Origin of the sequence: Variovorax sp. N23 (assembly GCF_025486315.1) — a bacterium.
GTDB lineage: Bacteria > Pseudomonadota > Gammaproteobacteria > Burkholderiales > Burkholderiaceae_C > Variovorax.
This window is the reverse complement of sequence record NZ_JAOOPY010000016.1, coordinates 33327-56037: the sequence shown is the minus strand read 5'-3', so window position 1 is coordinate 56037 and position 22711 is coordinate 33327. Positions and strand designations below refer to the sequence as shown.

29 protein-coding genes are annotated in these 22711 nt (G+C 69.1%); 15 read left to right on the top strand and 14 right to left on the bottom strand.

Annotated elements, in window-relative coordinates; genetic code table 11:
• Nucleotides 1-58 precede the first annotated feature (58 nt).
• From N8A90_RS20815 to N8A90_RS20790, 6 genes are all read left to right on the top strand, one after another.
• Nucleotides 59-1033 carry a tripartite tricarboxylate transporter substrate binding protein BugE gene (locus tag N8A90_RS20815; RefSeq protein WP_262076981.1) on the top strand — a complete coding sequence of 325 codons (975 nt, stop codon included), beginning with the start codon at nt 59-61 and terminating at the stop codon, nt 1031-1033.
• Nucleotides 1034-1100: 67 nt separating this feature from the next.
• Entirely contained in the window at nt 1101-2036 is a 936-nt protein-coding gene (gene xerD / locus N8A90_RS20810; RefSeq protein WP_262076980.1) for a site-specific tyrosine recombinase XerD, read from the top strand.
• 88 nt (nt 2037-2124) lie between these two features.
• Complete coding sequence (locus N8A90_RS20805; RefSeq protein ID WP_262076979.1) at nt 2125-3117, top strand: Bug family tripartite tricarboxylate transporter substrate binding protein; 993 nt, start codon at nt 2125-2127, stop codon at nt 3115-3117.
• A gap of 62 nt (nt 3118-3179) precedes the next feature.
• Nucleotides 3180-3755 (top strand): TetR/AcrR family transcriptional regulator, encoded by a 576-nt coding sequence (locus N8A90_RS20800; protein ID WP_262076977.1) that lies wholly within the window; start codon nt 3180-3182, stop codon nt 3753-3755.
• Between the two features lie 88 nt (nt 3756-3843).
• The gene (locus N8A90_RS20795; protein ID WP_262076976.1) at nt 3844-4977 is read left to right on the top strand and encodes a thiolase family protein; all 1134 of its coding nucleotides are present in this window, start codon (nt 3844-3846) and stop codon (nt 4975-4977) included.
• A gap of 41 nt (nt 4978-5018) precedes the next feature.
• Entirely contained in the window at nt 5019-5495 is a 477-nt protein-coding gene (locus N8A90_RS20790) for a MaoC family dehydratase (protein ID WP_262076974.1), read from the top strand.
• Nucleotides 5496-5510: 15 nt separating this feature from the next.
• Here the strand turns inward: N8A90_RS20790 and N8A90_RS20785 are convergent, their stop codons facing one another.
• Nucleotides 5511-6314, bottom strand: coding sequence for a ferritin-like domain-containing protein (locus N8A90_RS20785; protein WP_262076972.1), 804 nt, complete (start codon nt 6312-6314; stop codon nt 5511-5513).
• Nucleotides 6315-6350: 36 nt separating this feature from the next.
• Between N8A90_RS20785 and N8A90_RS20780 the strand changes: the two genes are divergently transcribed.
• On the top strand, nt 6351-6875 hold the full coding sequence (locus N8A90_RS20780) for a gamma carbonic anhydrase family protein (protein ID WP_262076970.1): 525 nt from the start codon (nt 6351-6353) through the stop codon (nt 6873-6875).
• 17 nt (nt 6876-6892) lie between these two features.
• Nucleotides 6893-7891 carry an Hsp33 family molecular chaperone HslO gene (locus N8A90_RS20775; RefSeq protein WP_262076968.1) on the top strand — a complete coding sequence of 333 codons (999 nt, stop codon included), beginning with the start codon at nt 6893-6895 and terminating at the stop codon, nt 7889-7891.
• 3 nt (nt 7892-7894) lie between these two features.
• Here the strand turns inward: N8A90_RS20775 and N8A90_RS20770 are convergent, their stop codons facing one another.
• Genes N8A90_RS20770 through N8A90_RS20735 form a run of 8 tightly spaced genes read right to left on the bottom strand, consistent with a single transcriptional unit; the run spans nt 7895 to nt 14585 of the window.
• Nucleotides 7895-8854, bottom strand: a complete 960-nt coding sequence (locus N8A90_RS20770) for a hypothetical protein (RefSeq protein ID WP_262076966.1) — start codon at nt 8852-8854, stop codon at nt 7895-7897.
• 13 nt (nt 8855-8867) lie between these two features.
• Entirely contained in the window at nt 8868-9530 is a 663-nt protein-coding gene (locus tag N8A90_RS20765) for an ATP-binding protein (protein ID WP_262076965.1), read from the bottom strand.
• Complete coding sequence (pnuC, locus tag N8A90_RS20760) at nt 9527-10144, bottom strand: nicotinamide riboside transporter PnuC (protein WP_262076964.1); 618 nt, start codon at nt 10142-10144, stop codon at nt 9527-9529. The genes N8A90_RS20765 and pnuC overlap by 4 nt, the downstream gene beginning before the upstream one ends.
• 10 nt (nt 10145-10154) lie before the next feature.
• A complete protein-coding gene (ftsB, locus tag N8A90_RS20755) occupies nt 10155-10430 on the bottom strand; it encodes a cell division protein FtsB (protein WP_262076962.1) in 276 nt (91 codons plus the stop codon).
• An 18-nt stretch (nt 10431-10448) separates the two neighbouring features.
• Nucleotides 10449-11732, bottom strand: a complete 1284-nt coding sequence (gene eno / locus N8A90_RS20750) for a phosphopyruvate hydratase (protein WP_262076960.1) — start codon at nt 11730-11732, stop codon at nt 10449-10451.
• Between the two features lie 27 nt (nt 11733-11759).
• On the bottom strand, nt 11760-12050 hold the full coding sequence (locus N8A90_RS20745; protein WP_262076958.1) for a DUF1330 domain-containing protein: 291 nt from the start codon (nt 12048-12050) through the stop codon (nt 11760-11762).
• Nucleotides 12047-12904: a 3-deoxy-8-phosphooctulonate synthase gene (kdsA, locus tag N8A90_RS20740; RefSeq protein WP_262076956.1), complete on the bottom strand. Its 858-nt coding sequence runs from the start codon at nt 12902-12904 to the stop codon at nt 12047-12049. The genes N8A90_RS20745 and kdsA overlap by 4 nt, the downstream gene beginning before the upstream one ends.
• Nucleotides 12905-12914: 10 nt before the next feature.
• Nucleotides 12915-14585 carry a CTP synthase gene (locus N8A90_RS20735; protein ID WP_262076954.1) on the bottom strand — a complete coding sequence of 557 codons (1671 nt, stop codon included), beginning with the start codon at nt 14583-14585 and terminating at the stop codon, nt 12915-12917.
• 125 nt (nt 14586-14710) lie between these two features.
• Here N8A90_RS20735 and coaBC point away from each other — a divergent pair, with 125 nt between their 5' ends.
• From coaBC to N8A90_RS20715, 4 genes are all read left to right on the top strand, one after another.
• Entirely contained in the window at nt 14711-15937 is a 1227-nt protein-coding gene (gene coaBC / locus N8A90_RS20730) for a bifunctional phosphopantothenoylcysteine decarboxylase/phosphopantothenate--cysteine ligase CoaBC (protein ID WP_262076953.1), read from the top strand.
• Nucleotides 15934-16413, top strand: coding sequence for a hypothetical protein (locus tag N8A90_RS20725; protein ID WP_262076950.1), 480 nt, complete (start codon nt 15934-15936; stop codon nt 16411-16413). The genes coaBC and N8A90_RS20725 overlap by 4 nt, the downstream gene beginning before the upstream one ends.
• A 4-nt stretch (nt 16414-16417) precedes the next feature.
• Nucleotides 16418-16864 (top strand): dUTP diphosphatase, encoded by a 447-nt coding sequence (gene dut, locus N8A90_RS20720; protein WP_262076949.1) that lies wholly within the window; start codon nt 16418-16420, stop codon nt 16862-16864.
• A gap of 175 nt (nt 16865-17039) precedes the next feature.
• A complete protein-coding gene (locus N8A90_RS20715; protein ID WP_262076947.1) occupies nt 17040-17543 on the top strand; it encodes a glycine zipper 2TM domain-containing protein in 504 nt (167 codons plus the stop codon).
• Between the two features lie 63 nt (nt 17544-17606).
• Here the strand turns inward: N8A90_RS20715 and N8A90_RS20710 are convergent, their stop codons facing one another.
• The gene (locus N8A90_RS20710) at nt 17607-18131 is read right to left on the bottom strand and encodes a peptidylprolyl isomerase (RefSeq protein ID WP_262076946.1); all 525 of its coding nucleotides are present in this window, start codon (nt 18129-18131) and stop codon (nt 17607-17609) included.
• Nucleotides 18132-18145: 14 nt separating this feature from the next.
• Between N8A90_RS20710 and N8A90_RS20705 the strand changes: the two genes are divergently transcribed.
• The 3 genes from N8A90_RS20705 to N8A90_RS20695 all read left to right on the top strand — a co-directional run bounded on the left by N8A90_RS20705 (nt 18146) and on the right by N8A90_RS20695 (nt 20104).
• Entirely contained in the window at nt 18146-19285 is a 1140-nt protein-coding gene (locus tag N8A90_RS20705) for a JmjC domain-containing protein (protein WP_262076945.1), read from the top strand.
• Nucleotides 19275-19787 carry a hypothetical protein gene (locus N8A90_RS20700; protein WP_262076944.1) on the top strand — a complete coding sequence of 171 codons (513 nt, stop codon included), beginning with the start codon at nt 19275-19277 and terminating at the stop codon, nt 19785-19787. The genes N8A90_RS20705 and N8A90_RS20700 overlap by 11 nt, the downstream gene beginning before the upstream one ends.
• A gap of 77 nt (nt 19788-19864) precedes the next feature.
• Nucleotides 19865-20104, top strand: a complete 240-nt coding sequence (locus tag N8A90_RS20695) for a hypothetical protein (protein ID WP_262076943.1) — start codon at nt 19865-19867, stop codon at nt 20102-20104.
• Nucleotides 20105-20197: 93 nt separating this feature from the next.
• Here N8A90_RS20695 and N8A90_RS20690 read toward each other — a convergent pair whose 3' ends face one another.
• The 4 genes from N8A90_RS20690 to N8A90_RS20675 form a co-directional block, all read right to left on the bottom strand.
• Nucleotides 20198-20368, bottom strand: coding sequence for a hypothetical protein (locus tag N8A90_RS20690; protein ID WP_262076942.1), 171 nt, complete (start codon nt 20366-20368; stop codon nt 20198-20200).
• A 101-nt stretch (nt 20369-20469) separates the two neighbouring features.
• Complete coding sequence (locus N8A90_RS20685; protein WP_262076941.1) at nt 20470-21426, bottom strand: aldo/keto reductase; 957 nt, start codon at nt 21424-21426, stop codon at nt 20470-20472.
• A 16-nt stretch (nt 21427-21442) separates the two neighbouring features.
• Nucleotides 21443-22042 (bottom strand): chromate transporter, encoded by a 600-nt coding sequence (locus N8A90_RS20680; protein WP_262076940.1) that lies wholly within the window; start codon nt 22040-22042, stop codon nt 21443-21445.
• Nucleotides 22039-22653 carry a chromate transporter gene (locus N8A90_RS20675; protein WP_262076939.1) on the bottom strand — a complete coding sequence of 205 codons (615 nt, stop codon included), beginning with the start codon at nt 22651-22653 and terminating at the stop codon, nt 22039-22041. The genes N8A90_RS20680 and N8A90_RS20675 overlap by 4 nt, the downstream gene beginning before the upstream one ends.
• Between the last annotated feature and the right edge of the window lie 58 nt (nt 22654-22711).

Here is a 22711-nt window from a genome sequence, read left to right as displayed (position 1 = left end):
CGGGATGAACCCGCTAGCATCAGGGTTTCGTGTTTTTCGACTTACCAGGAGTTTGCAGATGCAACGTCGTCAATGGAGCGCTCTCGTGGGCGCCGCTGCGCTGGTCGCTGTCGCCGGCCCGGCGCTGGCCCAGGGCTATCCGAACAAGCCGATCGAACTGAGCGTGCCTTTCGCACCCGGCGGCACCACCGACATCATCGCGCGCGTCGTGGCCGATCCGCTGGGCAAGGTGCTGGGGCAGCCCGTGGTGGTGGTGAACCGCGCCGGCGGCGGCGGCATCGTGGGCGCGGCCGAAACCGCGCGTGCCCCGGCCGACGGCTACAAGCTGGGCATCGCTACCGTGTCGAGCACGGCGGCCAACCCGGCCATCAACCCCAAGACGCCGTACGACCCGATCAACGACTTCACGCCGATCATCAACATCGCCGCGACGCCGAACATCATCGCGGTCAACCCGAACTTCCCGGCCAAGAATTACGCCGAGTTCGTGGCCGAACTCAAGAAGAACCCCGGCAAGTACTCGTACGCGTCGTCGGGCACCGGCGGCATCGGCCACCTGCTGATGGAGCTGTACAAGAGCCTGACGAACACCTTCGTCACGCACATCCCGTACCGCGGTGCCGGCCCGGCGCTCAACGACACGGTGGCCGGCCAGGTGCCGATCATCTTCGACAACCTGCCCTCGGCGCTGCCCTTCATCAAGGCCGGCCGGTTGATCCCGATCGTGGTGAGCGCGCCCAACCGCGTGGCTGCACTGCCGAACGTGCCGACCTTCAAGGAAGTCGGCCTGGAGCCGGTGAACCGCATGGCCTACTACGGCATCCTCGGCCCCAAGGGTCTGCCGAAGGACGTCGTCGACAAGATCAGCGAAGGCACGCGCAAGGCGCTGGCCGATCCGGCCGTGAAGAAGCGCATCGAGGACACCGACTCGATCATCGTGGCCAACACGCCCGAGCAGTTCGCCGCGCAGATCAAGGCCGAGTACGAGATCTACAAGCAGGTCGTGGCCAAGCAGAAGCTCAAGCTCGAATAAGCGGCGCTGCTGCTTCGCCCATCCAGCCGCCTTCGGGCGGCTTTTTTGTTTGTTATCTTGTGGGGCCATGTCAGAACCCATTTCGCCCGCTGCCCCGGCCACACCTGAGATCGACGATTTCGTCGATGCCCTGTGGCTGGAGGACGGGCTGTCCAAGAACACGCTCGCGGCGTACCGGCGCGACCTGGCGCTCTTCGCGCAGTGGCTCCAGGCCGAGCGTCACACCGCGCTCGACCGCGCGGCCGAGCACGACGTGCAGGCCTACATGGGGGCGCGCCTGGCGCATGGCGGGCGCGAAGGCAAGACCGGCAAGGCCACGTCGGCCAACCGGCGGCTGACCGTCTTCAAGCGTTACTACCGCTGGGCGCTGCGCGAGAACCGCATCGCGGCCGACCCGACGCTGCGCCTGGCACCGGCGCGGCAGGCGCCGCGCGCCATCAAGCTGCTGTCGGAGAAGCAGGTCGACGACCTGCTGAACGCGCCGGACGTGACCACGCCGCTGGGCCTGCGCGACCGGGCCATGCTCGAGCTGATGTACGCGAGCGGGCTGCGCGTGAGCGAGCTGGTCTCGCTCAAGGTCTTCGAGCTGAGCCTGAACGACGGCGTGCTGCGCGTGATGGGCAAGGGCAGCAAGGAGCGGCTGGTGCCCTTCGGCGGCGAGGCGCGCCGCTGGATCGAGCGCTACATGGACGAATCGCGGCCCGAGATCCTCGGCGGCCAGCAGACCCCCGACCTGTTCGTGACCGCACGCGGCGCGGGCATGACGCGCGTGATGTTCTGGATCATCGTGAAGAAGCAGGCCGAGGCCGCGGGCATCCGCGTGCCGCTGTCGCCGCACACGCTGCGCCACGCCTTCGCCACGCACCTGCTCAACCACGGCGCCGACCTGCGCGCGGTGCAACTGCTGCTGGGCCACGCCGACATCTCGACCACGACGATCTACACCCATGTGGCACGCGAGCGACTGAAGCAGCTGCACGCGCAGCACCATCCGCGGGGATGACGCAGCACGCCAGCCCATGCACGTTGCGCCGGCCGCATGGCGGCAAAATCCGCTTGATCCAATCACGCTACTTCACCAGAGAGACCGAATGAATCCCCGATTTTCGCGGCGCGACGCGCTCCTTGTTTCCGTCGCCGCCACCCTGTTCGCAGCCACACTGGGCAGCAGCAGCGCTTCGGCGCAGACCCTGCCCAAGACCTTGCGCATCATCGTCGCCTACCCGGCCGGTGGCGTGAGCGACGCGGTGGCGCGCGCCCTGGCCGACAAGCTGGCGGCGCAGATGAACATCGCGGTCGTGATCGAGAACAAGGCCGGCGCCAGCGGCAGCATCGGCATGGACGCGGTCGCCAAGGCCGCACCCGACGGCGCCACGCTGGGCTTCTCGGCGATCAGCCCGCTGGTGCTGAACCCGCACCTGGGCCGCTCGCCCTTCGACCCCCTGAAGGACATCCAGCCGATCGCCAGCGTGATGTACTCGCCGGTGCTGCTGATGGCGACCTCGGCCAGCACGAGCAAGGATTTCGCCGGGCTGCTGGCCGACGCCAGGGCCAAGCCCGGTGCGATCCGCTGGGCGACCTCGGGCCAGGCCTCGCTCGGCCACATCATGCTCGAGCAGTTGCACACCGCCGCCCGCATCGAGGTGACGCATGTGCCCTACAAGGGCGGCGGGCAGCAGATGAACGATGCGCTGGGCGGGCAGTTCGAGGTGCTGTCGACCAACGCGGGCGCCACGCTCTCGCAGCACATCAAGGCGGGCAAGCTCCGGCCGCTGGCGGTGGGCGCGCCGGCCCGGCTCGAGAGCCTGCCCAACGTGCCGACGCTGGCCGAGCTGGGCTACCCGGCCGCCAACCTCTCGTCGCTGTTCGGCGTGTTCGCGCCGGCCGGCCTGCCGCCGCCGCTGGCCGCGCGCTACAACGCCGAGATCAACAAGGCCCTGGCCACGCCCGACCTGCGCGCCAAGCTGACCGCCACCGACAACGTGCCGACCGGCGGCGCCGTGGCGGACTTCGCCAAGGCCATCGCGGCCGAGTACGAGGCCGACGGCCGCGTCATCAAGGCGGCCGGCATCAAGGCCGACTGAGCCGCGGGGGCATCGGCCGGCGACCGCTGGCGGACAGCATCAGCCTACCTTATAGTAGGCTGATGTCCGCTGCTTCCCTGGCCGTTCCGGCCGCCTCCACCCGCGCGCAGATCCTGCGCGTCGCGCGCCAGTTGATCCAGACGCGCTCGTACCTGGGTTTCAGCTTTCAGGACCTGGCCGACCAGGTCGGCATCCGCAAGGCCAGCCTGTACCACCACTTCCCGACCAAGGAGGCCCTGGGTATCGAGGTGCTGCGCGAGGCGAGCCAGGGCTTCCGCGACTGGGCCGCCAGGCCGCGCGCCGCCGATGCGGCGCTCGACGCCTATTTCCGCATGTACCGCCAGGCACTCCACGCCGGCGCAGCCGTCTGCCCCGCCGGGGCCATGGCGCCGGGTTGGGACTGCATCGACGAAGACCTGCGCCAGGCCGTGCGCGAGCTGCGCAGCACGCAGGTGATGTGGCTCACCGGCGTGCTCGGCGCGCTGTTGCACGAGGTGACGCCGCCGGTGTCGGCCGGTGCGCTGGCTGGCTATGTGTTCGCCGCCTGCCAGGGTGCGTTGCTGTCCGCGCGCATGACCGGCCGCGTCGAGGATTTCGACGAGGCCATCGCCCAACTCAAGCAATCGATCCCGCGCTGATGTCGTCCACCCCGGCACGCTTCGGCGTGCTTTTCTTTCGTCGTCAAGACTACCGATTGGTCGGTAGTTTCATCCAAGGAGTTCCTCCATGAAAGCCGTCATCGCCGCCTACGCGCGCACCCCCTTCCACTTCGCCCGCAAGGGCGCGCTCGCCGAGGTGCGGCCCGACACGCTCGCCGCGCAGGCGGTGAGCGGCCTGCTCGCGCGCACCGACCTCGACCCCGCGCTGATCGAGGACGTGATCCTCGGCTGCGCCTACCCCGAAGCCTCGCAGGGCAACAACCTGGCACGCATCGTCGGCCTGCTGGCCGGTCTGCCGCAGGAAGTCGGCGGCATGACGGTCAACCGCTTCTGCGGCTCGTCGATGCAGGCGGTGCACATCGCCGCAGCGCAGATCGAGGCCGGCATGGGCGAGGCCTTCCTGTGCGTGGGCGTGGAGTCGATGACCATGGTGCCGCAGGGCGGCTTCAACTTCTCGCCCAACCCCGAGTTGCTGGCGAACACATCGGCCTACCTGTCGATGGGCGAGACGGCCGAGAACGTGGCCGCGCGCTGGCACGTGAGCCGGGCCGACCAGGAGGCGCTGGCCGTCGAGTCGCATCGCAAGGCGACCGCGGCGCGTGCCGAAGGCCGCCTGGTCGACGAGATCATTCCGGTGCGGCTGGCCAACGGCGACGTGATCGACGCCGACGGCTGCATCCGCCCGGCCACCTCGCTCGAAGCACTGGCCGGCCTGAAGCCGGCCTTCCGGCCCGACGGCTCGGTGACGGCCGGCACGTCGTCGCCGTTGACCGATGGCGCGGCTGTGGTGCTGGTCACCAGCGACGCCTTCGCCGAGCAGCATGGCCTCGCGCCGATGGCGCGCGTCCGGTCCTTCGCGTCGGTCGGCGTCGATCCGGCCATCATGGGCATCGGCCCGATCCCGGCGACGCGCAAGGCGCTGGCGCGCGCCGGTCTCACGGTGGCCGACCTCGACGTCGTGGAGATCAACGAGGCCTTCTCGTCGCAGGCGCTGGCTTGCATCCGCGACCTCGGGCTGGACCCGGCGACCGTCAACCTCGATGGCGGCGGCCTCGCCATCGGCCACCCGCTGGGCGCGACCGGCGCGCGCATCACGGGCAAGGCCGCGTCGCTGCTGGTGCGCGAGAACGGGCGCTATGCGCTGTCGACGCAATGCGTGGGCGGCGGGCAGGGCATTGCGACGGTGCTCGAGCGCGTCTGATGCCAAGATAGGCACAACTCAAAAACAAAAAGGAGACCTCCATGGCCGAAACGCATTCGCCGGCAGCGCCGCGCCGCAACCTGTACCTCGACGACCTGTCGGTCGGCGACCGCTTCACCAGCGGCGAACATGCGCTCGATGCAGCGCAGATCGTCGCCTTCGCGGCGCAGTTCGATCCGCAGACCTTCCACACCGACCCCGATGCGGCCGAAGCCACTTTCTTCCGCGGCCTGGCCGCGAGTGGCTGGCACACCGCCGCGCTCACCATGAAGCTGCTGGTCGAGAGCGGCTTGCCGCTGGCCGACGGTGTGATCGGCTCCGGCGGCGAACTGCACTGGCCGCAGCCGACGCGGCCTGACGACGTGCTGCACGTCGAGGCCGAGATCCTGGAGATCGTGCCGTCGCGTTCCAAGCCCGGACGCGCCATGGTGCAGGCGCGCTGCGAGACGAAGAACCAGCGCGGCGAGGTGCTGCAGCGCTTCACGCCGAAGCTGGTGGTGGTCGAGCGCGCCACTTAGCGCGTCATTCGTCGCTCAGGTCGCGGCCAGGTCCGCGAGTTCTTCGTCGGTGAAGCCGGCGCGGGCCCGCGCCTCGAGGTTGAACGGCGCCTTCAGCCGCGGTGCCTCGTGCCGGCGGTACAGCATGCGGTAGTGCGCCATCGGGTCAACGCCTTCACGTTCGCACAGCCAGCGGTACCAGCGGTTGCCGATGGCCACGTGGCCCACCTCGTCGCGCAGGATGATGTCAAGGATCGCGATGGCCGCGTGGGCGTCGGGCGTGTTCACGCGCTGCAGCTTGGCCTGGATCAGCGGCGTGGCGTCGAGCCCGCGCGCCTCCAGCGTGCGCGGCACCAGCGCCATGCGGGCCAGCACATCGTGCTTCGTCTTCTCGCACATCGACCACAGGCCGTCGTGGCCGGTGAAGTCGCCGTAGCGAAAGCCCAGCGTCTGCAGGTGCGCATGCAGCAGCGTGAAGTGCTGCGCCTCTTCGTCGGCCACGCGCAGCCAGTCGCGGTAGTAGGCCTCGGGCATGCCATCGAAGCGCCACAGGGCGTCGAGCGCGAGGTTGATCGCGTTGAACTCGATGTGGCAGATGGAGTGAACCAGCGCCGCCCGGCCGTCGGGCGTGAAGGGCGAACGCTTGCCGACGTCCATGGCCGACACGGTCAGTGGCCGCTCGGGCCGGCCGGGCACGCCGCCGTCGTCGCCGGGCTGTCGCACCGCGATTTCCGGCATCGGCGCGGCAAGGCTCACAGCGGCAAGCGCGCGCGTCGCCGCCACCTTGGCATCGGGGTCGGTGAGGCGAAGCGCAGCGAGGGCGCCGAGGCGGGGGTGCATCCCTACAATTCTAGTTTTCGACCACGGAGACACACGATGGCCTTGTATGAACTCGACGGCGTGGCGCCGCAACTGGCAGACGGCACCTGGGTCGCCGACAGTGCGCAGGTGATGGGGGCGGTGGTGCTCGGCGAGAACGTCAGCGTCTGGTTCGGCGCCGTGCTGCGCGGCGACACCGAGCCGCTCACCATCGGCCGCAACAGCAACGTGCAGGACCTGTCGGTGCTGCATGCCGACGTGGGCTGCCCGCTCACCATCGGCGAGAACGTGACGATCGGGCACCAGGTCATGCTGCATGGCTGCACGGTGGGTGACAACTCGCTGATCGGCATCCAGGCGGTGGTCTTGAATAACGCGAAGATCGGCCGCAACTCGATCGTTGGCGCGGGCAGCGTGGTGACCGAGGGCAAGGAGTTTCCGGACAACTCCCTCATCATCGGATCGCCGGCCAAGGTGGTGCGCACGCTCGACGAGGCGGCCGCCGCCAAGCTGCGCGCCAGCGCGGAACACTATGTGGACAACGGCCGTCGCTTCGCGAAGGGCCTCAAGAAAATCTCCTGAGGGAGCGAAGGATTGTTTTGAGCGAGCTGCACAAATTCCTGTTCGACGGCATGCCGGTGCGCGGCATGATCGTGCGCCTGACCGATGCCTGGCAGGAGATCCTGGCGCGGCGCGCGGCGAACACGACGACCGGCGCCTACCCGCCGCCGGTGGCCGAGCTGCTGGGCGAGATGACCGCGGCCGCCACGCTGATGCAGTCGAACATCAAGTTCAACGGCTCGCTCATCCTGCAGATCTTCGGCGACGGCCCGGTCAAGGTGGCGGTGGCCGAGGTCAAGCCCGACCTGAGCCTGCGTGCCACCGCCACGGTGGTGGGCGAGCTGCCCGCCGATGCGCGCCTGCCCGACATGGTCAACGTGAACAACAAGGGCCGCTGCGCAATCACGCTCGAGCCGAAGGGCCGCGTCCCCGGCCAGCAGCCCTACCAGGGCGTGGTGCCGCTGTTCGGTGACGAGGGCGAGAAGCTCGGCAAGCTCAGCGAGGTGCTGCAGCACTACATGCTGCAGAGCGAGCAGCTCGACACCACGCTGGTGCTGGCGGCCGACGACAAGGTGGCGGCGGGCCTCTTGATCCAGCGCCTGCCGGTCAAGGGCGAAGGCAACCTCGAAGGCACGGCGGGCGGCGACCGCAACCCGGCCAACGAAGACGAGATCGGCCTGAACGAGGACTACAACCGCATCTCGATCCTGGCCTCGACGCTCACGCGCGACGAGCTGCTGACGCTGGACGTCGAGACCATCCTGCGCCGCCTGTTCTGGGAAGAGAAGCTGCTGCGCTTCGAGCCGCAGAAGGGCATGCTGGGCCCGCACTTCGCCTGCACCTGCGGGCGCGAGCGCGTGGCGCAGATGATCCGCGGGCTGGGCGTGGAAGAGGCCGAGAGCATCCTCGCGGAGCGCGGCGACATCGAGGTCGGCTGCGACTTCTGCGGCAAGCAGTACCGCTTCGACGCGGTCGATGCGGCGCAGATCTTCCGTCCGCCGGGCGACCAGCTGCCGCCAAGCCCGACCGTCCAGTAAGGCTCAGCGACCCGCCGCTTCGAAGTCGTGGAAGCGGATGTCGGGTGCGCTGCTGTTGTGGCGCGACGGCACGCTGCGTCCGAAGCGCACGTCGGTCGCCTCGATGCGACGCACCGCGTCGAGCGGCTTCGTCTGCAGCGCTGTGTCCGCCTCCTGCCGCCACGTGATCTCGCTCACGTCGGCGTTGTCGGGTGCGACATGCATCGAGCGCAAGGTTGCGAATGGCGCAGCGCCATCTACGGCCGGCGAGAACGACACGTCCAGCGCCGTACGGGCTGGGCTGGCTTCTTCCACCGCGACGCGCGCCTGCCCGCCATCGGCGAAGCGCAGATGCAGAACGAGCGGCTGCGTCGCGATGCGGATCGACGCGATGTTCACCACCGGCCGGCCTTCGTCCACCACCGGCCCGAGCAGGAAGGACGAGCCATAGACCCCGTCGCCCAGGCGCGGCGCGGGCACCGGCTTGATGCGCCAGTAGCCGTCGGCCGGGTAGAGCACCAGCACCTCGCGCGGCGGCGCCGTGCCGCGGGTCTTCGCGAACACCTGCAGCAGGTGGATGCCGCGCACCGTGCGCTGGCCGATGCGCACCGGCACCCGCTGCGGCCGCCAGAAGGTCGGCAGCGTGAGCCCGACGATGCGCCATCGCGGGCCGTCGTGCAGCACGACCCGACCTTCGCGGAAGCGGTAGACCGGGTCGGTCGGATGCGTGCGACCGTCGAAATGGCAGCCGGAGAAATCGGGCGCGGTGATGTCGCGTTCGATCTGGTCGAGGTAGGGCGGCGGCAGCGCCTCGACACGCAGACGCGTGATGCCCGGCGCCTGCAGGTGCAGCGAGACGTTGTCCTCCTCGGCGCAGGCGGTGCTGCGGCTGTGGTTGCTGACCGTGACCGAGGCCGGCACCGCGACGGCCTGGGCCATGGCGACGCTCAGGAACAGCAGGAAGAGGGCGCGACCGCAGACCATCGCGATGGCGGCCTCAGGTGCGCCGCGACAGGAGATCGGTGAACAGCCGGTGCTCGCACACCGGGTCGGAGCATTTCTCGCAGGACCACCGCCAGGCCTCGCCCACCACACGGGTCGATACCGCCGGCTCGGTGTCGCTGGCCAGGTTCAGTGCGGTCAAGGCGCTGGCCAGGCGCCCGGGCCCACGGCCATGCACCACCGCATACGAGACGCTCGCACGCGCGAGGGCCGTGCGCACCAGGGCGTCGACCGGCTCGCGCACATGGGGCCCGTCGCGCTGCAAGCCGTCGGCCACCCAGGGCAGGTCGAGCGCGGTCAGCAGCGTCATCGTGTAGCCGGCCTGTGCGGCGAGCGCGTCGGTGTACAGCGCGGGGTCGTCGAACAGCAGGTCGCTGTACACGGCGGTCATCAGCGCCGTGGTGTCGGCCACCACCACGCCGTGGCGTGCAGCCTCGGCGATGCGGCGCGTCTGCTCGTCGGCGATGGCGGCCTGCTCGTCGGGGCGGGGCGTGCGGCCATTGCGGATGCACCAGTCGCGCAGCAGTTCGGGCACCAGCGTGGTCGCGATGCCGCGCTGCGTCAGCCGCTCGCCGAGCACGCGCGCGAGCTCCGTCTTGCCGGTGCTCTCGGCGCCGACCACGGCGATCACGCTTCCGCGGGTGAGCGAGGGCGTCATGCGGCGGAAGGCGCCAGCCGCCGGCGCCAGGCGAGGTAGCCCGCCACGCTCAGCGCGGCGAACACCGCGTAGAGCCCGACCGTGAGCCACAGGCCCTTGTGGATGAAGAGGCCGATGCTCACCATGTTCACGGCAAGCCACACCCACCAGTTCTCGATGAACTTGCGCCCCAGCAGGAACTGGCCGACGAGGCTCAGGCCGGTGGCGAAGCCGTCCCACCACGGCACGTCGGTGTCGGTGAATCGGCGCAGGAAGAGGGCGACCGCCGGCCAGGCGATGGCGCAGGCCAGCAGCGTCAGCGCCATGCCGCGGGACGACAGGCGCGCCACACGCAGCGGCGCACCGTCGCCGCGGTGCCCGAGCAGCCACTGGAACCAGCCCCAGACGGCGACGACGGCGAAGAAGATCTGCAGCGAGGCATCGCCATAGATGCGCGCCTCGAAGAACACGAAGAAATAGAGCAGCGAGCTGACGATGGCCAGCGGCCAGCCCCAGTGGATCTCGCGCATGTTGCAGCCGACCATGGCCAGGGCCAGCAATGCGGCAATCACTTCGAGCCAGCTGGTCGGGGCGCCCCACAGCACGAAGGCCGGCGCCGAGAAGAACGCGGGCATCCCGGCCCAGTCAGTGTGTAATTTGGACGAAGACCTCGTCCGGCTTGACCATGCCCAACTCCTGCCGGGCACGTTCCTCGACCATCTCCAGACCTTCCTTCAGGTCGTTGACCTCGGAGGCGAGCCGGTCGTTGGCGAGGGAGGCGCGCGCATTCGACTCCTTCTGCGCGCTCAGCTTGTCTTCGAGCTTGGACACCTCGGGCACGCTCCCGCGCCCCGTCCACAGCTGCCACTGAAGGATCAGCAGCAACAGGGCCAGGACGATGGGAACGACGCGCGAGCGCATGCCTCGGAGGACGGAAGATCAGCGCAGGTTGTAGAACGCGGCGCGGCCGGGGTAGCTGGCGATGTCGCCGAGGTCTTCCTCGATGCGCAGCAGCTGGTTGTACTTGGCGATGCGGTCCGAGCGCGACAGCGAGCCGGTCTTGATCTGGCCGGCGTTGGTGCCCACGGCGATGTCGGCGATGGTCGAGTCTTCGGTCTCGCCCGAGCGGTGCGAGATGACGGCCGTGTAGCCCGCGCGCTTGGCCATCTCGATGGCGGCGAAGGTCTCGGTCAGCGTGCCGATCTGGTTGATCTTGATCAGGATCGAGTTGGCGATGCCGCGGTCGATGCCTTCCTGCAGGATCTTGGTGTTGGTGACGAAGAGGTCGTCGCCCACCAACTGCACGCGCTTGCCCAGGCGTTCGGTCAGGTGCTTCCAGCCGTCCCAGTCGCCTTCGTGCATGCCGTCCTCGATGCTGATGATCGGGTACTTGTCGACCCAGGTGGCCAGCATGTCGGTCCAGCTCTCGGCCGACAGCGAGAGGTTCTCGCCGGCCAGCACGTACTTGCCGTCCTTATAGAACTCGCTGGCCGCGCAGTCCAGGCCCAGGGCGATCTGCTCGCCCGCCACGTAGCCGGCCTTGTCGATCGCTTCGAGGATCAGCTGGATGGCCGCTTCATGGCTCTCGACGCTGGGGGCGAAGCCGCCTTCGTCGCCGACCGCCGTGCTGATGCCGCGGTCGCCCAGGATCTTCTTCAGGGCATGGAACACCTCGGCACCGTAGCGCACCGATTCGCGGAAGCTCTTGGCGCCCACGGGGATGATCATGAATTCCTGCAGGTCCAGGCTGTTGTTGGCGTGCGCGCCGCCGTTGATGACGTTCATCATCGGCACCGGCAGCTGCATGCCGCCCATGCCGCCGAAGTAGCGGTACAGCGGCAGGCCCGACTCTTCGGCCGCCGCGCGAGCCACGGCCATCGACACGGCCAGCGTGGCGTTGGCGCCCAGGCGGGCCTTGTTGTCGGTACCGTCGAGGTCGCACAGCGTGCGGTCGAGGAAGGCCTGTTCGCTTGCGTCGAGGCCGAGCACCGATTCGGAGATCTCGGTGTTGATGTTCTCGACGGCCTTCAGCACGCCCTTGCCGAGGTAGCGGCCCTTGTCGCCGTCGCGCAGCTCGATGGCTTCGCGCGAACCGGTCGATGCGCCCGAAGGCACGGCGGCACGGCCCATGGTGCCGCTTTCCAGCAGCACGTCGCATTCGACGGTGGGGTTGCCGCGGCTGTCGAGAATCTCGCGCCCGACGATGTCAACGATTGCACTCATTGCGTCTCTTTCTCAAAACAAAAAAACTTAAACGCCTTCGACCACGATCATGCGCATGATCGCGGCGCCCTGGCGCGCCGCGCGCGCCTTGCCGTATTCGGGGGAGCTGTCGAACTTCTTGGCGGCTTCGACGCTGGGAAACTTGAGGATCACCAGGCGCTGCGGCGCCCAGTCGCCTTCCAGCACCTCGACCTTGCCGCCGCGCACGCACACCTCGGCGCCGTGCGCCTGCATGGCCGCGGTCGACCATTTCTTGTATTCCTCGTACTGCGTCGGGTTGGTGACTTCGACGTTGGCGATGATGTAGGCACTGGTCATGACTGGAAGATGTCCTCGAGGAAAGCGTTTTTCTTGGTGACCTGGTCGAGCGCGACGAGCGTTTCGAGCAGCGCCTTCATGTGCTTGAGCGGCACGGCGTTGGGGCCGTCGCTCAGGGCCTTCGACGGATCGGGGTGCGTCTCCATGAAGAGGCCGGCCACGCCGACCGCCACCGCTGCGCGCGAGAGCACCGGCACCATCTCGCGCTGGCCGCCGGAGGTCGTGCCCTGGCCGCCGGGCAGCTGCACCGAGTGCGTGGCGTCGAACACCACCGGCGCCTTCGTCTCGCGCATGATCGCCAGCGAGCGCATGTCGGAGACGAGGTTGTTGTAGCCGAAGCTCGCACCGCGCTCGCAGGCCATGAAGCTGTCCTCGTCGAGGCCGACTTCCCTGGCGGCAGCGCGCGCCTTGTCGATCACGTTCTTCATGTCGTGCGGCGCGAGGAACTGGCCCTTCTTGATGTTCACCGGCTTGCCCGACTGCGCCACGGCGCGGATGAAGTCGGTCTGGCGGCACAGGAAGGCGGGCGTCTGCAGCACGTCGACCACCTTGGCGGCCTCGGTGATGTCGTCGTTCGTGTGGACGTCGGTCAGCACCGGCAGGCCCAGCTCGCGCTTGACCTTCGCCAGGATCTCCAGGCCCTTGTCGCGGCCGGGGCCGCGGAAGCTGGTGCCCGACGAGCGGTTGGCCTTGTCGAAGCTGCTCTTGAAGATGAACGGGATGCCCAGCGCCGAGGTGATGTCCTTGAGCGTGCCGGCCGTGTCCATCTGCAGCTGCTCCGACTCGACCACGCAGGGGCCGGCGATCAGGAAGAAGGGCTGGTCCAGGCCGATGTCGAATCCGCAGAGTTTCATGGGTTCCTTGTCAGGCGACGACCTTGAGGGCCTTCTTGTCGGCGCCCTGGTGGTCCAGCGCCGCCTTGATGAATGCGTTGAACAACGGATGACCACTCCAGGGCGTGGACTTGAATTCGGGGTGGAACTGCACGCCCATGAACCACGGGTGCACGTCCTGCGGCAGCTCCACGATTTCGGTCAGGTGCTCGCGCTGCGTCAGCGCCGAGATCACCAGGCCGGCGCGGCGCAACTCGTCGAGGTAGTTGACGTTGGCTTCGTAGCGGTGGCGGTGGCGCTCGGTCACCACGTCGCCGTAGATGCTGTGGGCCAGCGTGCCGGGGGCCACGTCGGAGCTCTGCGCGCCCAGGCGCATGGTGCCGCCCAGGTCGGACTTCTCGTCGCGCGTCTTGATGCTGCCGTCGGCGTCCTTCCACTCGGTGATCAGCGCGATCACGGGGGTCGGCGTCGTCGGGTCGAACTCGGTGCTGTTGGCGTTCTTGAGGCCGGCCACGTTGCGGGCGTACTCGATGGTCGCGACCTGCATGCCCAGGCAGATGCCCAGGTAGGGCACCAGCGTCTCGCGGGCGAACTTGGCGGCGGAGATCTTGCCTTCGACGCCGCGCTGGCCGAAGCCGCCGGGCACCAGCACGCCGTCGTACTTCGACAGGCGCGAGACGTCCTGCGGCGTGATGGTTTCCGAATCGATGTAGTCGATCTTCACGCGGGCATGGTTCTTCATGCCGGCATGGCGCAGCGCTTCGTTCAGCGACTTGTAGCTGTCCGACAGGTCGACGTACTTGCCGACCATGGCGATGGTCACCTCGCGCTGCGGGTGCTCGACCTCGTACACCAGGTCGTCCCAGCGCTGCAGCTTGGCCGGCGGCGTGTTGATGCGCAGCTTGTCGCAGATCAGGCCGTCCAGGCCCTGCTCGTGCAGCATGCGCGGCACCTTGTAGATGGTGTCCACGTCCCACATCGAGATCACGCCCCATTCGGGCACGTTCGAGAACAACGAGATCTTGGCGCGCTCGTCGTCGGGAATGGGCCGGTCGGCGCGGCAGAGCAACACGTCGGCCTGGATGCCGATGGCACGCAGCTCCTTGGCGGTGTGCTGGGTCGGCTTGGTCTTGAGCTCGCCGGCGGCGGCGATCCACGGCACATACGACAGGTGCACGAACGCCGAGTTGTTGGGGCCGTTGCGCAAGCTCATCTGGCGCACCGCTTCGAGGAAGGGCAGCGACTCGATGTCGCCGACCGTGCCGCCGATCTCGACGATGGCCACGTCGACCTCGTGCGCCGTGCCGATGCCGGCGCCGCGCTTGATGTATTCCTGGATTTCGTTGGTGATGTGCGGGATCACCTGCACGGTCTTGCCGAGGTAGTCGCCGCGGCGTTCCTTCTCGAGGACCGACTTGTAGATCTGGCCGGTCGTGAAGTTGTTGGCCTTGCGCATCCGGGTGTTGATGAAGCGCTCGTAGTGGCCCAGGTCGAGGTCGGTCTCGGCGCCGTCGTCGGTGACGAACACCTCGCCGTGCTGGAACGGCGACATCGTGCCGGGATCGACGTTGATGTACGGATCCAGCTTGATGAGGGTGACTTTGAGGCCGCGCGATTCGAGGATGGCGGCGAGAGAGGCGGAGGCGATTCCCTTGCCCAGGGAAGACACCACACCGCCGGTGACGAAGACGAATTTGGTCATGCCATTTCCAGACTTTCAAGTCCGGTCAGTGGGAAATGAGGATTATAGGTGGCGCGAACCGCCCGTCCCGCACTGGGGACATCGCGGCGGGGGGCGGATGGCGCGGCCTGAGCAACAATACCGGCATGCAAGACCTCGCCGGCAAACACATCGTTCTGGGACTCACCGGCGGCGTCGCCTGCTACAAGGCGGCCGAGCTCTGCCGGCTCTTCGTCAAGGCGGGTGCCACCGTGCAGGTGGTGATGACCGAGGCGGCGACGCAGTTCATGACGCCCGTCACCATGCAGGCGCTGTCCGGCCGGCGGGTCTACACCTCGCAGTGGGACCCGCGCGAGGACAACAACATGCCGCACATCAACCTGAGCCGCGAGGCCGATGCGATCGTGCTGGCGCCGTGCAGCGCCGACTTCATCGCGCGGCTGGCCGAAGGGCGCAGCGACGAACTGCTGAGCCTGATGTGCCTGGCCCGGCCGATGGACCGCGTGCCGCTGCTGATCGCCCCCGCCATGAACCGCGAGATGTGGGCCCACCCCGCGACCCAGCGCAACCTGCAGCAGGTGGCGGCCGACGGCGCCACGATGCTGGGCGTGGGCAGCGGCTGGCAGGCTTGCGGCGAGACCGGCGACGGCCGCATGCTCGAGCCGGCCCAGTTGCTGGAGGACGTCACGGCCTTCTTCCAGCCGAAGCTGCTGGCGGGCCAACGGGTGTTGGTCACGGCCGGGCCGACCTTCGAGGCGCTGGACCCGATCCGCGGCATCACCAACCATTCGTCCGGCAAGATGGGCTTTTCGATCGCCCGCGCCGCGCGCGAGGCCGGCGCCGAGGTCACGCTGATCGCCGGCCCGGTGCACCTGGCCACGCCGCGCGGCGTGCGCCGCATCGACGTGATGTCCGCGCTGGAGATGTGCGATGCGGCCGAGCGCGAGGCCCGCACGGCGTCGGTCTTCGTCGCCACGGCGGCCGTGGCCGACTGGCGGCCGGCCTCGCACAGCGAGCAGAAGATCAAGAAGGACGGCAGCGGCCAGCCGCCGGTGCTGCATTTCGTCGAGAACCCGGACATCCTCGCGACGATCGCGCAGAGCGCGCGCGGGCGCAGCGGCGAACTGTTCTGCGTCGGCTTCGCGGCCGAGAGCGAGAACCTGGCCGAGCACGCCAAGGCCAAGCGCCTGCGCAAGGGCATCCCGCTGCTGGTGGGCAACATCGGTCCGCTCACCTTCGGTCAGGACGACAACAGCCTGCTGCTGGTGGATGCCGATGGCATGCGCGAACTGCCCCGCGCCCCCAAGCTGCAGCTCGCGCGCGAACTGGCCGCCGAGATCGCCGTGCGCCTGCCGGCGACCAAGCCGACATGAACCCGCAATGGAACACGCCGCCGGACGGCGACTTCGCGCGCTACGTGGAGCAACTGTCCGCCCGCTCGGCCCTCGCACGTCGCACCTCCGAGGCCGATGGCGACCATGCGCTCGACGTGGGCATGGTGCCGACGGAGGAACTGCCCGGCGGCGCCTCGCCCCCGCATGGCGCGGTGCGGCCGCGCCCGCTCGTGCGCAAGACGGCAGGGGACGCGGCACCTGGCGCCGCGCGTCCGGCGTCGGTGGACCTGATCCGCGGTGCCGTCCTGGTGTGGGTCGGCCTGCTGGTCGCGATGGCCATGGCCGGCGTGCCCTTCGGCCTGGTGCTGCTCGTCTTCGGCGCCGGCCTCTGGCTGGCTCACCGCTTCCGTCGGCGCCTCCTGCCGCCCGGTATCGATACATGGCGCACCTGGCTGGAAGACATGGCCCGCCAGGCCGCCGAAAAACAGCAACAGCAACGACAAAAAGGCAAGTGAATCCGTGAACGTCGACGTCCGCATCCTCGATCCGCGCATGGCGGACCAACTCCCCGCCTATGCCACCCCCGGCAGCGCCGGCCTCGATCTGCGCGCCTGCCTCGACGCGCCGATCACGCTCGCGCCCAATGCCTGGCAGTTGGTCGGCACCGGCATCGCCATCCATTTGGCGGACCCCGACTACGCGGCCCTGATCCTCCCGCGCTCGGGCCTGGGCCACAAGCACGGCATCGTGCTGGGCAACCTGGTCGGGTTGATCGACAGCGACTACCAGGGCGAACTCAAGGTCAGCGCCTGGAATCGCAGCGACACCGCCTTCGTGCTGCAGCCCATGGAGCGGCTGGCGCAACTGGTGATCGTGCCGGTGGTGCAGGCGCAGTTCAACGTGGTGGCCGAGTTCCCGCCGAGCGAGCGCGGCGAAGGCGGCTACGGCTCCACCGGGCGAAGCTGATTCGCATCGCGCGCTGCGAATGTGTCCCTGGTGCAAAGCCGGGAACTCCCTACAAACCGGTCTCCTCGAACTCTCCATGATCCGCCAGCAGAATGAGCGGTCATCGGACCGCAGGTCGGCGCGTTAAGAGAAGGCGGGCGTGTCCCGTTCAACAGGTTCCGTGGAGTACAGACACATGAAGAAACAACTTCGCATCCTTTCGCTCACAGCGGGCGTGGCGGCGCTGGCGACGCTGACCGCCTGCGTGGCGCCCCAGCCGGTCTATGAGACGGCCCGCTATCCCTACTACCCGCACACACAGCCGGCCTATGCAGCGCCGCAGGGGCCGTACGTCGAGTACGGCCAGATCGCCAACATCGAGGTCGTGCGCAGCGAGACGCGCGGCGCCGCGCCCGGCGGTGGCGGTGCGGTGGCCGGCGGCGTGATCGGTGGCGTGCTGGGCAACCAGATCGGCCACGGCGGCGGGCGCGCAGCGGCCACGGCCCTGGGCATCGTCGGCGGCGCGCTGCTGGGCAACAACATCGAGGCCAACAACAATGCGCCGCGTGCCTACGAGAGCTACCGCATTTCCGTGCAGACCGAGCACGGCGGCTACCGGGCCTTCGACGTGCCGTCGCCGGGTGATCTGCGCATCGGCGACCGGGTCGTGATCAACGGTGGACAGATCTCAAGGTACTGACCCACCCCCGAAGCAAGAAAGCCCCGCATCGCGGGGCTTTCTGTTGGGGCGTTTCTTGTCGGTTCAGTGCAGTGTGTCGCTGCCCGGCATCGCCGAGGCCAGCTTGAAGAAGCCGGTCCCGGCGGAGCCGCGGCCGATCTCTTCCTCGGTGGCCTCGCGCACCGAGCGCACGGTGAGGTCCAGGCGCAGCGCGATGCCGGCGAGCGGGTGGTTGCCGTCGAGCACGAGGTGCTCGGGGTAGATTTCCGCCACGGTGTAGATCACGTCCTTGGGCATGTCGGGGTTCACGCCGTCGGGCAGGGCGGCGCCGTCGAAGGTCATGCCTTCCTCGGTGCCTTCGGGGAAGAGCGTGCGCGGTTCGAGGAAGAGCAGCTGGTCGTTGAAGTCGCCGAAGGCCTGTTCGGGTTCGAGCTGCAGTTGCACCCGCGCGCCGGGTTCGTGGCCCTGCAGCACGGCTTCGATCGCGTCGAAAAGGTCGTCGCCGCCGACGAGAAACTCGACCGGGTCATCCAGCACGTCGAGCACGTCGCCCAGGGTGTCCTTGAGGGTCCAGGTCAGGCCGACCACGCATTGTTCAGAAATTTCCATTGCAGAATTCTCCCATGGACATTCATTCCCCTCTCACGCTCCTGGGCGGCCTCACGGCGGCGCAGTTCATGCGCCGCCATTGGCAGAAGAAGCCGCTGCTGGTGCGCCAGGCCATGCCCCGGATGGTGCCGCCGGTGCCGCGCAGCGCCCTGTTCGACCTCGCCGCGCAGGAGGGTGTCGAGTCGCGCCTGATCCGGCAGCGGCCCCAGGGCTGGACGCTCCGGCACGGGCCCTTCGCACGGCGCGCCCTGCCGCCGCTGCAGCAGCCGGGGTGGTCGCTGCTGGTCCAGGGCGTCGACCTGCATCATGCGGGTGCTCACGCGCTGATGCGTGAGTTCCGCTTCCTGCCCGATGCCCGGCTCGACGACCTGATGATCAGCTACGCCAGCGACAGCGGCGGCGTCGGCCCGCATTTCGACAGCTACGACGTGTTCCTGCTGCAGGCGAGCGGGCGCCGCCGCTGGTCGATCGGCCGCCAGCGCGACCTGCGCCTGCAGCCGGACGTGCCGCTCAAGATCCTCGCGCAGTTCGAGCCCGAAGAGAGCTTCGTGCTCGAGCCGGGCGACATGCTCTACCTGCCGCCGCGCTATGCGCACGACGGCGTCGCGGTGGGCGGCGATTGCATGACCTGTTCGATCGGCCTGCGTTCGCCGGCGGCCCTGCCGCTGGGCGCCGACCTGCTGGCGCGCATGGCCGAGGCGCAGGCCGATGCGCTGCAGGACGCCACGGACCGGCCGTCGGCGCACTACCGCGACCCGGCCCAGGCGGCGGTCGAGCAGCCGGCCGCCATGCCCGCTGCCCTGCAAGCCTTTGCGCGGCAGGCCGTCGAGGCCGCGCTGCGCGACCCCGACGCGATCGACCGCGCGCTGGGCGAATCGATGACCGAGCCCAAGTCCAACGTGTGGTTCGACGCGGGCGAGGCGCCCGGCACGTTGCAGGGCGTGCGGCTCGACCGCCGCACCCGCATGCTCTACGACGTGCGCCATCTCTACATCAACGGCGAGAGCTTCCGTGCCGGCGGCCGCGACGCGACCCTGATGCGCCGCCTGGCCGACCAGCGGACGCTCGACGCACGCGACCTGGCCCGTGCGAGCGACGACGCGATCGCCTTGCTCAGCGACTGGTGCGAGGCCGGATGGGCCCATGCCGACTGACATGCCGCCCTCCGAACGGCCCGCCTTGCCCGACGGCCCCTTCGACGGCCGCGTGGCCTTCGATGCGCACCTGCGCAGCGCCTTCGCCGCCGCCGCGCAGCAGGGCTGGCGCGAGATCGTCTTCAGCGACCCGGGCTTCGCCGACTGGCCGCTGGGCGAGCGCCGCACCATCGCGGCCCTGCAGGCCTGGGCAGCGAGCGGCCGAAGCCTCGTGCTGCTGGCCGAGGACTTCCAGGTCTTCGACCGCTCGCACGCGCGCTTCGTCGAGTGGCGCCGGCTCTGGAGCCATGTGGTCGATGCGCGCGCCTGCAGCGGTGCGGGCGCGCCGTCGGTGCCGAGCCTGATCCTCACGTCGACCTGGTCGCTGCACCGCGTCGACCCCGAGCGCAGCCGCGGCGTGTGCAGCCATCAGGCCGACAGCCGCCGGGCCCTGCGCGAGCGGATCGACGAGTGCCTGCGCCATGCGCGGCCTGCCTTTCCGGCCACGACACTGGGCTTGTAAGCCGAGGCCGCGCTCACGTTTTGATGCACGAATGCGGTCCTAGAATTTTTGTTCATGCATTCATTCAAGGAGACGCCATGAACAAATCCGTCCTGCTCGCCGCCGTCATCGCCGCTGCCGCCCTGGCTGCCTGCGGCAAGAAAGAGGAGCCGGCACCCGCCGTGGTCACGCCCCCGCCGGCCGCGGTCTCGCCGGCACCTGCGGCGCCGGCTTCGTCCGATCCGGCGGCTGCGCCCTCGTCGTCCGCCTCGTCGGCGCTCGATCAGGCCAATGCTGCCACCGAGGCTGCACGCAACGCCGCTTCCGCACCCAAGTAAGCGCGCGTCCAGCGCCCAGCAAAAAGCCCGTCCGGTTCAGACCGGACGGGCTTTTTTTGCGGGCGCCGTGTCAGCGAGGGGCGCTGGTGTGCCTCAAGACGGGTCCTTCCCGCGCGTGCGTCCCACGCCGCTGAAGATGCCGATGCCCAGCAGGACGAGTGTGCCGATGCCGATGTACAGCGTCGGGACCCCGGCGACCGAGGCCCCCCAGGCGAGCCCGGCGAGGAAGATCAGGAATCCGATCATGTAAAGCGCGAAGGACATGGTTTTCTCTCTCCGAGTGCTTGGATGAGCGGACTCTGGGCCTTCGCGCGCGATACCGGCAGGCGCCGGAAGCGCCAAACCATGTCGGAACGAGCCTACCGTCAGGCTTCCCGGCTGGCCGCCTCCAAGGCCGCGATGGAGGCGTCGTCGAGCTCGAGCATGGCGGCTTTCGCGAGTTCGTCGAGCTGCGCGGTCGAGGTGGCGCTGGCGATCGGCGCCGTCACCGCCGGCTGTGCGATCTGCCAGGCGATCGCCACCTGGGCGGGTGTCGCGCCATACGTGGCCGCCACCGCGTCGAGCGCGGCGAGGATGCGCAGCCCGCGCGCGTTCAGGTACGTCTTCGTGGTGTTGGCGCCGCGCGCGCTCTTGCCCGCGTCGGCAGCGCTCCGGTACTTGCCGGTCAGAAAGCCGGCGGCCAGCGCGTAGAAGTTGACCACGCCCACGCCGCGTTCCAGGCACAGCGGGGCCAGCGCGTCCTCGAACACGGCCCGGTCGTAGAGGTTGTAGAGCGGCTGCAGGCTTTCGTAGCGCGGCAGGCCCAGGCGTTCCGACACGTCCAGCGCTTCGGCCAGGCGCGGCGCGCTGTAGTTCGACGCGCCGATCGCGCGCACCTTGCCCGCCTTGATGAGCCCGGCGAAGGCTTCCAAGGTCTCTTCGAGCGGCGTGCCCGCATCGTCGTCGTGCGACTGGTAGAGGTCGATGTGGTCGGTCTTGAGCCGTGTCAGCGACGCATCGACCGCCGCGCGGATGTAGGCCGCCGACAGGCCCGCCTTGCCGTCGCCCATCGGCTTGCCGACCTTGGTGGCGAGCACGACGCGGTTGCGCTTGCCGCTCTGGCGGAACCACTTGCCGATGATCGTTTCCGACTCGCCGCCGACATGGCCGGGCACCCAGCGGGAGTACACATCGGCCGTGTCGACGACGTTGAAGCCCGCATCGAGCCAGGCATCGAGCAGCCGGAAGGACTGGGCCTCGTCGACCGTCCATCCGAAGACGTTGCCCCCGAAGGCCAGCGGGGACACCTGAAGGCCGGAGCGGCCGAGTTCGCGAAGTTGCATGGGGTGTCCTGAAAAGTCAGACGAGTCCGAAGGCGCCCAGCAACGCGCCGGCGCCGAGCAGCCAGAGCAGGTGCACGCGGGTGCGCCAGACGACGAAGGCGGCCGCGACGGTGAGCAGCCACAGGCGCCAGGCCGGCACGTCGGTGGCGACATTGCCGGCGGCCAGCACCCAGGCGGTCGCGATCAGCAGGCCGACGACCACCGGCGCCATGCCCTGCTTGAAGGCGCGCACCTCGCGCCGTTCGCGGTTGCGGTGGCCCCAGCGGGTGGCGACGTAGGTGAGGGTGGTGCTCGGCACCAGGATGCCGAGCATGGTCACGGCCAGGCCGAACAGGCCGAGCAGCCAGGCGTGCACACCGGCGCCGATGCCGCCGCCGGCGTTGAGCCCGACGTTCCAGCCCATCAGCCCGACGAAGAGCACGTTGGGGCCGGGCGCCGCCTGGGCGATGGCGACCGACGAGGTGAACTGCGCTTCGGTCAGCCAGCGGTGCTGGTCGACCAGGTAGCGGTGCATGTCGGGCACGGTGGTGATGGCGCCGCTCACGGAGAGCAGCGACAGCATGAGGTACTGCGCGAGCAGCGCCAGCCAGTCGTGCCAGTGCATCGTGATGGTCATGGCGCGGGGCCTTTCGCCGGCCGCAGCCGCCGCCAGGTTTCGCCGCAGGCCACGCCGCCCACCACGACCAGCACCCAGCCCAGCGGAACGCGCAGCCAGGCGATGGCGGCGAAGACCGCGGCCACGAACCCCAGGCAGAGACCGAAGCCGAGCGGATGCCGCCGCAGCGCCGGCAGCAGCTTGATGCCGGTGGCGGCGATGAGCCCGGCCGCCACCGCGCCCATGCCGCGCAGCGCGCCCGCCACCTGCGGATTCGCGGCGAAGTGGGCGTAGAGCACCGCCAGCGCGAGGATCACGACCAGTGGCACCGTCAGCATGCCGGCCAGCGCCGCCGCGGCGCCGCGCAGGCCGAAGTAGCGGTCGCCGATCATCACCGACAGGTTGATCACGTTGGGCCCCGGCAGCACCTGGGCCACCGCCCAGTCCTCCAGGAATTCCTCGGGCGTGAGCCATTTCTTCTTCTCGACGAGCTCGCGCTGCACGATGGCCAGCACGCCGCCGAAGCCCTGCAGGGCCAGCCAGGTGAAGGAGAGGAAGAGATCGCGGGGCGATTGCGGGCGGGGGCGGTGGGCGGCCGGGGAGGTGGCGGCGTCCGTGACGTGCAGCTGCATAGGCCAACGATTATGGCGGCCACGGCGTGCCGCGCTGGCGAGCCTGCCGTCGGCGGCA

Bases quoted from the DNA above. Each gene is read 5' to 3' on its own strand.
- N8A90_RS20815 (WP_262076981.1), top strand. From the start codon at position 59: ATGCAACGTCGTCAATGGAGCGCTCTCGTGGGCGCCGCTGCGCTGGTC.
- xerD (WP_262076980.1), top strand. From the start codon at position 1,101: ATGTCAGAACCCATTTCGCCCGCTGCCCCGGCCACACCTGAGATCGAC.
- N8A90_RS20805 (WP_262076979.1), top strand. From the start codon at position 2,125: ATGAATCCCCGATTTTCGCGGCGCGACGCGCTCCTTGTTTCCGTCGCC.
- N8A90_RS20800 (WP_262076977.1), top strand. From the start codon at position 3,180: ATGTCCGCTGCTTCCCTGGCCGTTCCGGCCGCCTCCACCCGCGCGCAG.
- N8A90_RS20795 (WP_262076976.1), top strand. From the start codon at position 3,844: ATGAAAGCCGTCATCGCCGCCTACGCGCGCACCCCCTTCCACTTCGCC.
- N8A90_RS20790 (WP_262076974.1), top strand. From the start codon at position 5,019: ATGGCCGAAACGCATTCGCCGGCAGCGCCGCGCCGCAACCTGTACCTC.
- N8A90_RS20785 (WP_262076972.1), bottom strand. From the start codon at position 6,314: ATGCACCCCCGCCTCGGCGCCCTCGCTGCGCTTCGCCTCACCGACCCC.
- N8A90_RS20780 (WP_262076970.1), top strand. From the start codon at position 6,351: ATGGCCTTGTATGAACTCGACGGCGTGGCGCCGCAACTGGCAGACGGC.
- N8A90_RS20770 (WP_262076966.1), bottom strand. From the start codon at position 8,854: ATGGTCTGCGGTCGCGCCCTCTTCCTGCTGTTCCTGAGCGTCGCCATG.
- N8A90_RS20765 (WP_262076965.1), bottom strand. From the start codon at position 9,530: ATGACGCCCTCGCTCACCCGCGGAAGCGTGATCGCCGTGGTCGGCGCC.
- pnuC (WP_262076964.1), bottom strand. From the start codon at position 10,144: ATGCCCGCGTTCTTCTCGGCGCCGGCCTTCGTGCTGTGGGGCGCCCCG.
- ftsB (WP_262076962.1), bottom strand. From the start codon at position 10,430: ATGCGCTCGCGCGTCGTTCCCATCGTCCTGGCCCTGTTGCTGCTGATC.
- eno (WP_262076960.1), bottom strand. From the start codon at position 11,732: ATGAGTGCAATCGTTGACATCGTCGGGCGCGAGATTCTCGACAGCCGC.
- N8A90_RS20745 (WP_262076958.1), bottom strand. From the start codon at position 12,050: ATGACCAGTGCCTACATCATCGCCAACGTCGAAGTCACCAACCCGACG.
- kdsA (WP_262076956.1), bottom strand. From the start codon at position 12,904: ATGAAACTCTGCGGATTCGACATCGGCCTGGACCAGCCCTTCTTCCTG.
- N8A90_RS20735 (WP_262076954.1), bottom strand. From the start codon at position 14,585: ATGACCAAATTCGTCTTCGTCACCGGCGGTGTGGTGTCTTCCCTGGGC.
- coaBC (WP_262076953.1), top strand. From the start codon at position 14,711: ATGCAAGACCTCGCCGGCAAACACATCGTTCTGGGACTCACCGGCGGC.
- N8A90_RS20725 (WP_262076950.1), top strand. From the start codon at position 15,934: ATGAACCCGCAATGGAACACGCCGCCGGACGGCGACTTCGCGCGCTAC.
- N8A90_RS20715 (WP_262076947.1), top strand. From the start codon at position 17,040: ATGAAGAAACAACTTCGCATCCTTTCGCTCACAGCGGGCGTGGCGGCG.
- N8A90_RS20710 (WP_262076946.1), bottom strand. From the start codon at position 18,131: ATGGAAATTTCTGAACAATGCGTGGTCGGCCTGACCTGGACCCTCAAG.
- N8A90_RS20705 (WP_262076945.1), top strand. From the start codon at position 18,146: ATGGACATTCATTCCCCTCTCACGCTCCTGGGCGGCCTCACGGCGGCG.
- N8A90_RS20700 (WP_262076944.1), top strand. From the start codon at position 19,275: ATGCCGACTGACATGCCGCCCTCCGAACGGCCCGCCTTGCCCGACGGC.
- N8A90_RS20695 (WP_262076943.1), top strand. From the start codon at position 19,865: ATGAACAAATCCGTCCTGCTCGCCGCCGTCATCGCCGCTGCCGCCCTG.
- N8A90_RS20690 (WP_262076942.1), bottom strand. From the start codon at position 20,368: ATGTCCTTCGCGCTTTACATGATCGGATTCCTGATCTTCCTCGCCGGG.
- N8A90_RS20685 (WP_262076941.1), bottom strand. From the start codon at position 21,426: ATGCAACTTCGCGAACTCGGCCGCTCCGGCCTTCAGGTGTCCCCGCTG.
- N8A90_RS20680 (WP_262076940.1), bottom strand. From the start codon at position 22,042: ATGACCATCACGATGCACTGGCACGACTGGCTGGCGCTGCTCGCGCAG.
- N8A90_RS20675 (WP_262076939.1), bottom strand. From the start codon at position 22,653: ATGCAGCTGCACGTCACGGACGCCGCCACCTCCCCGGCCGCCCACCGC.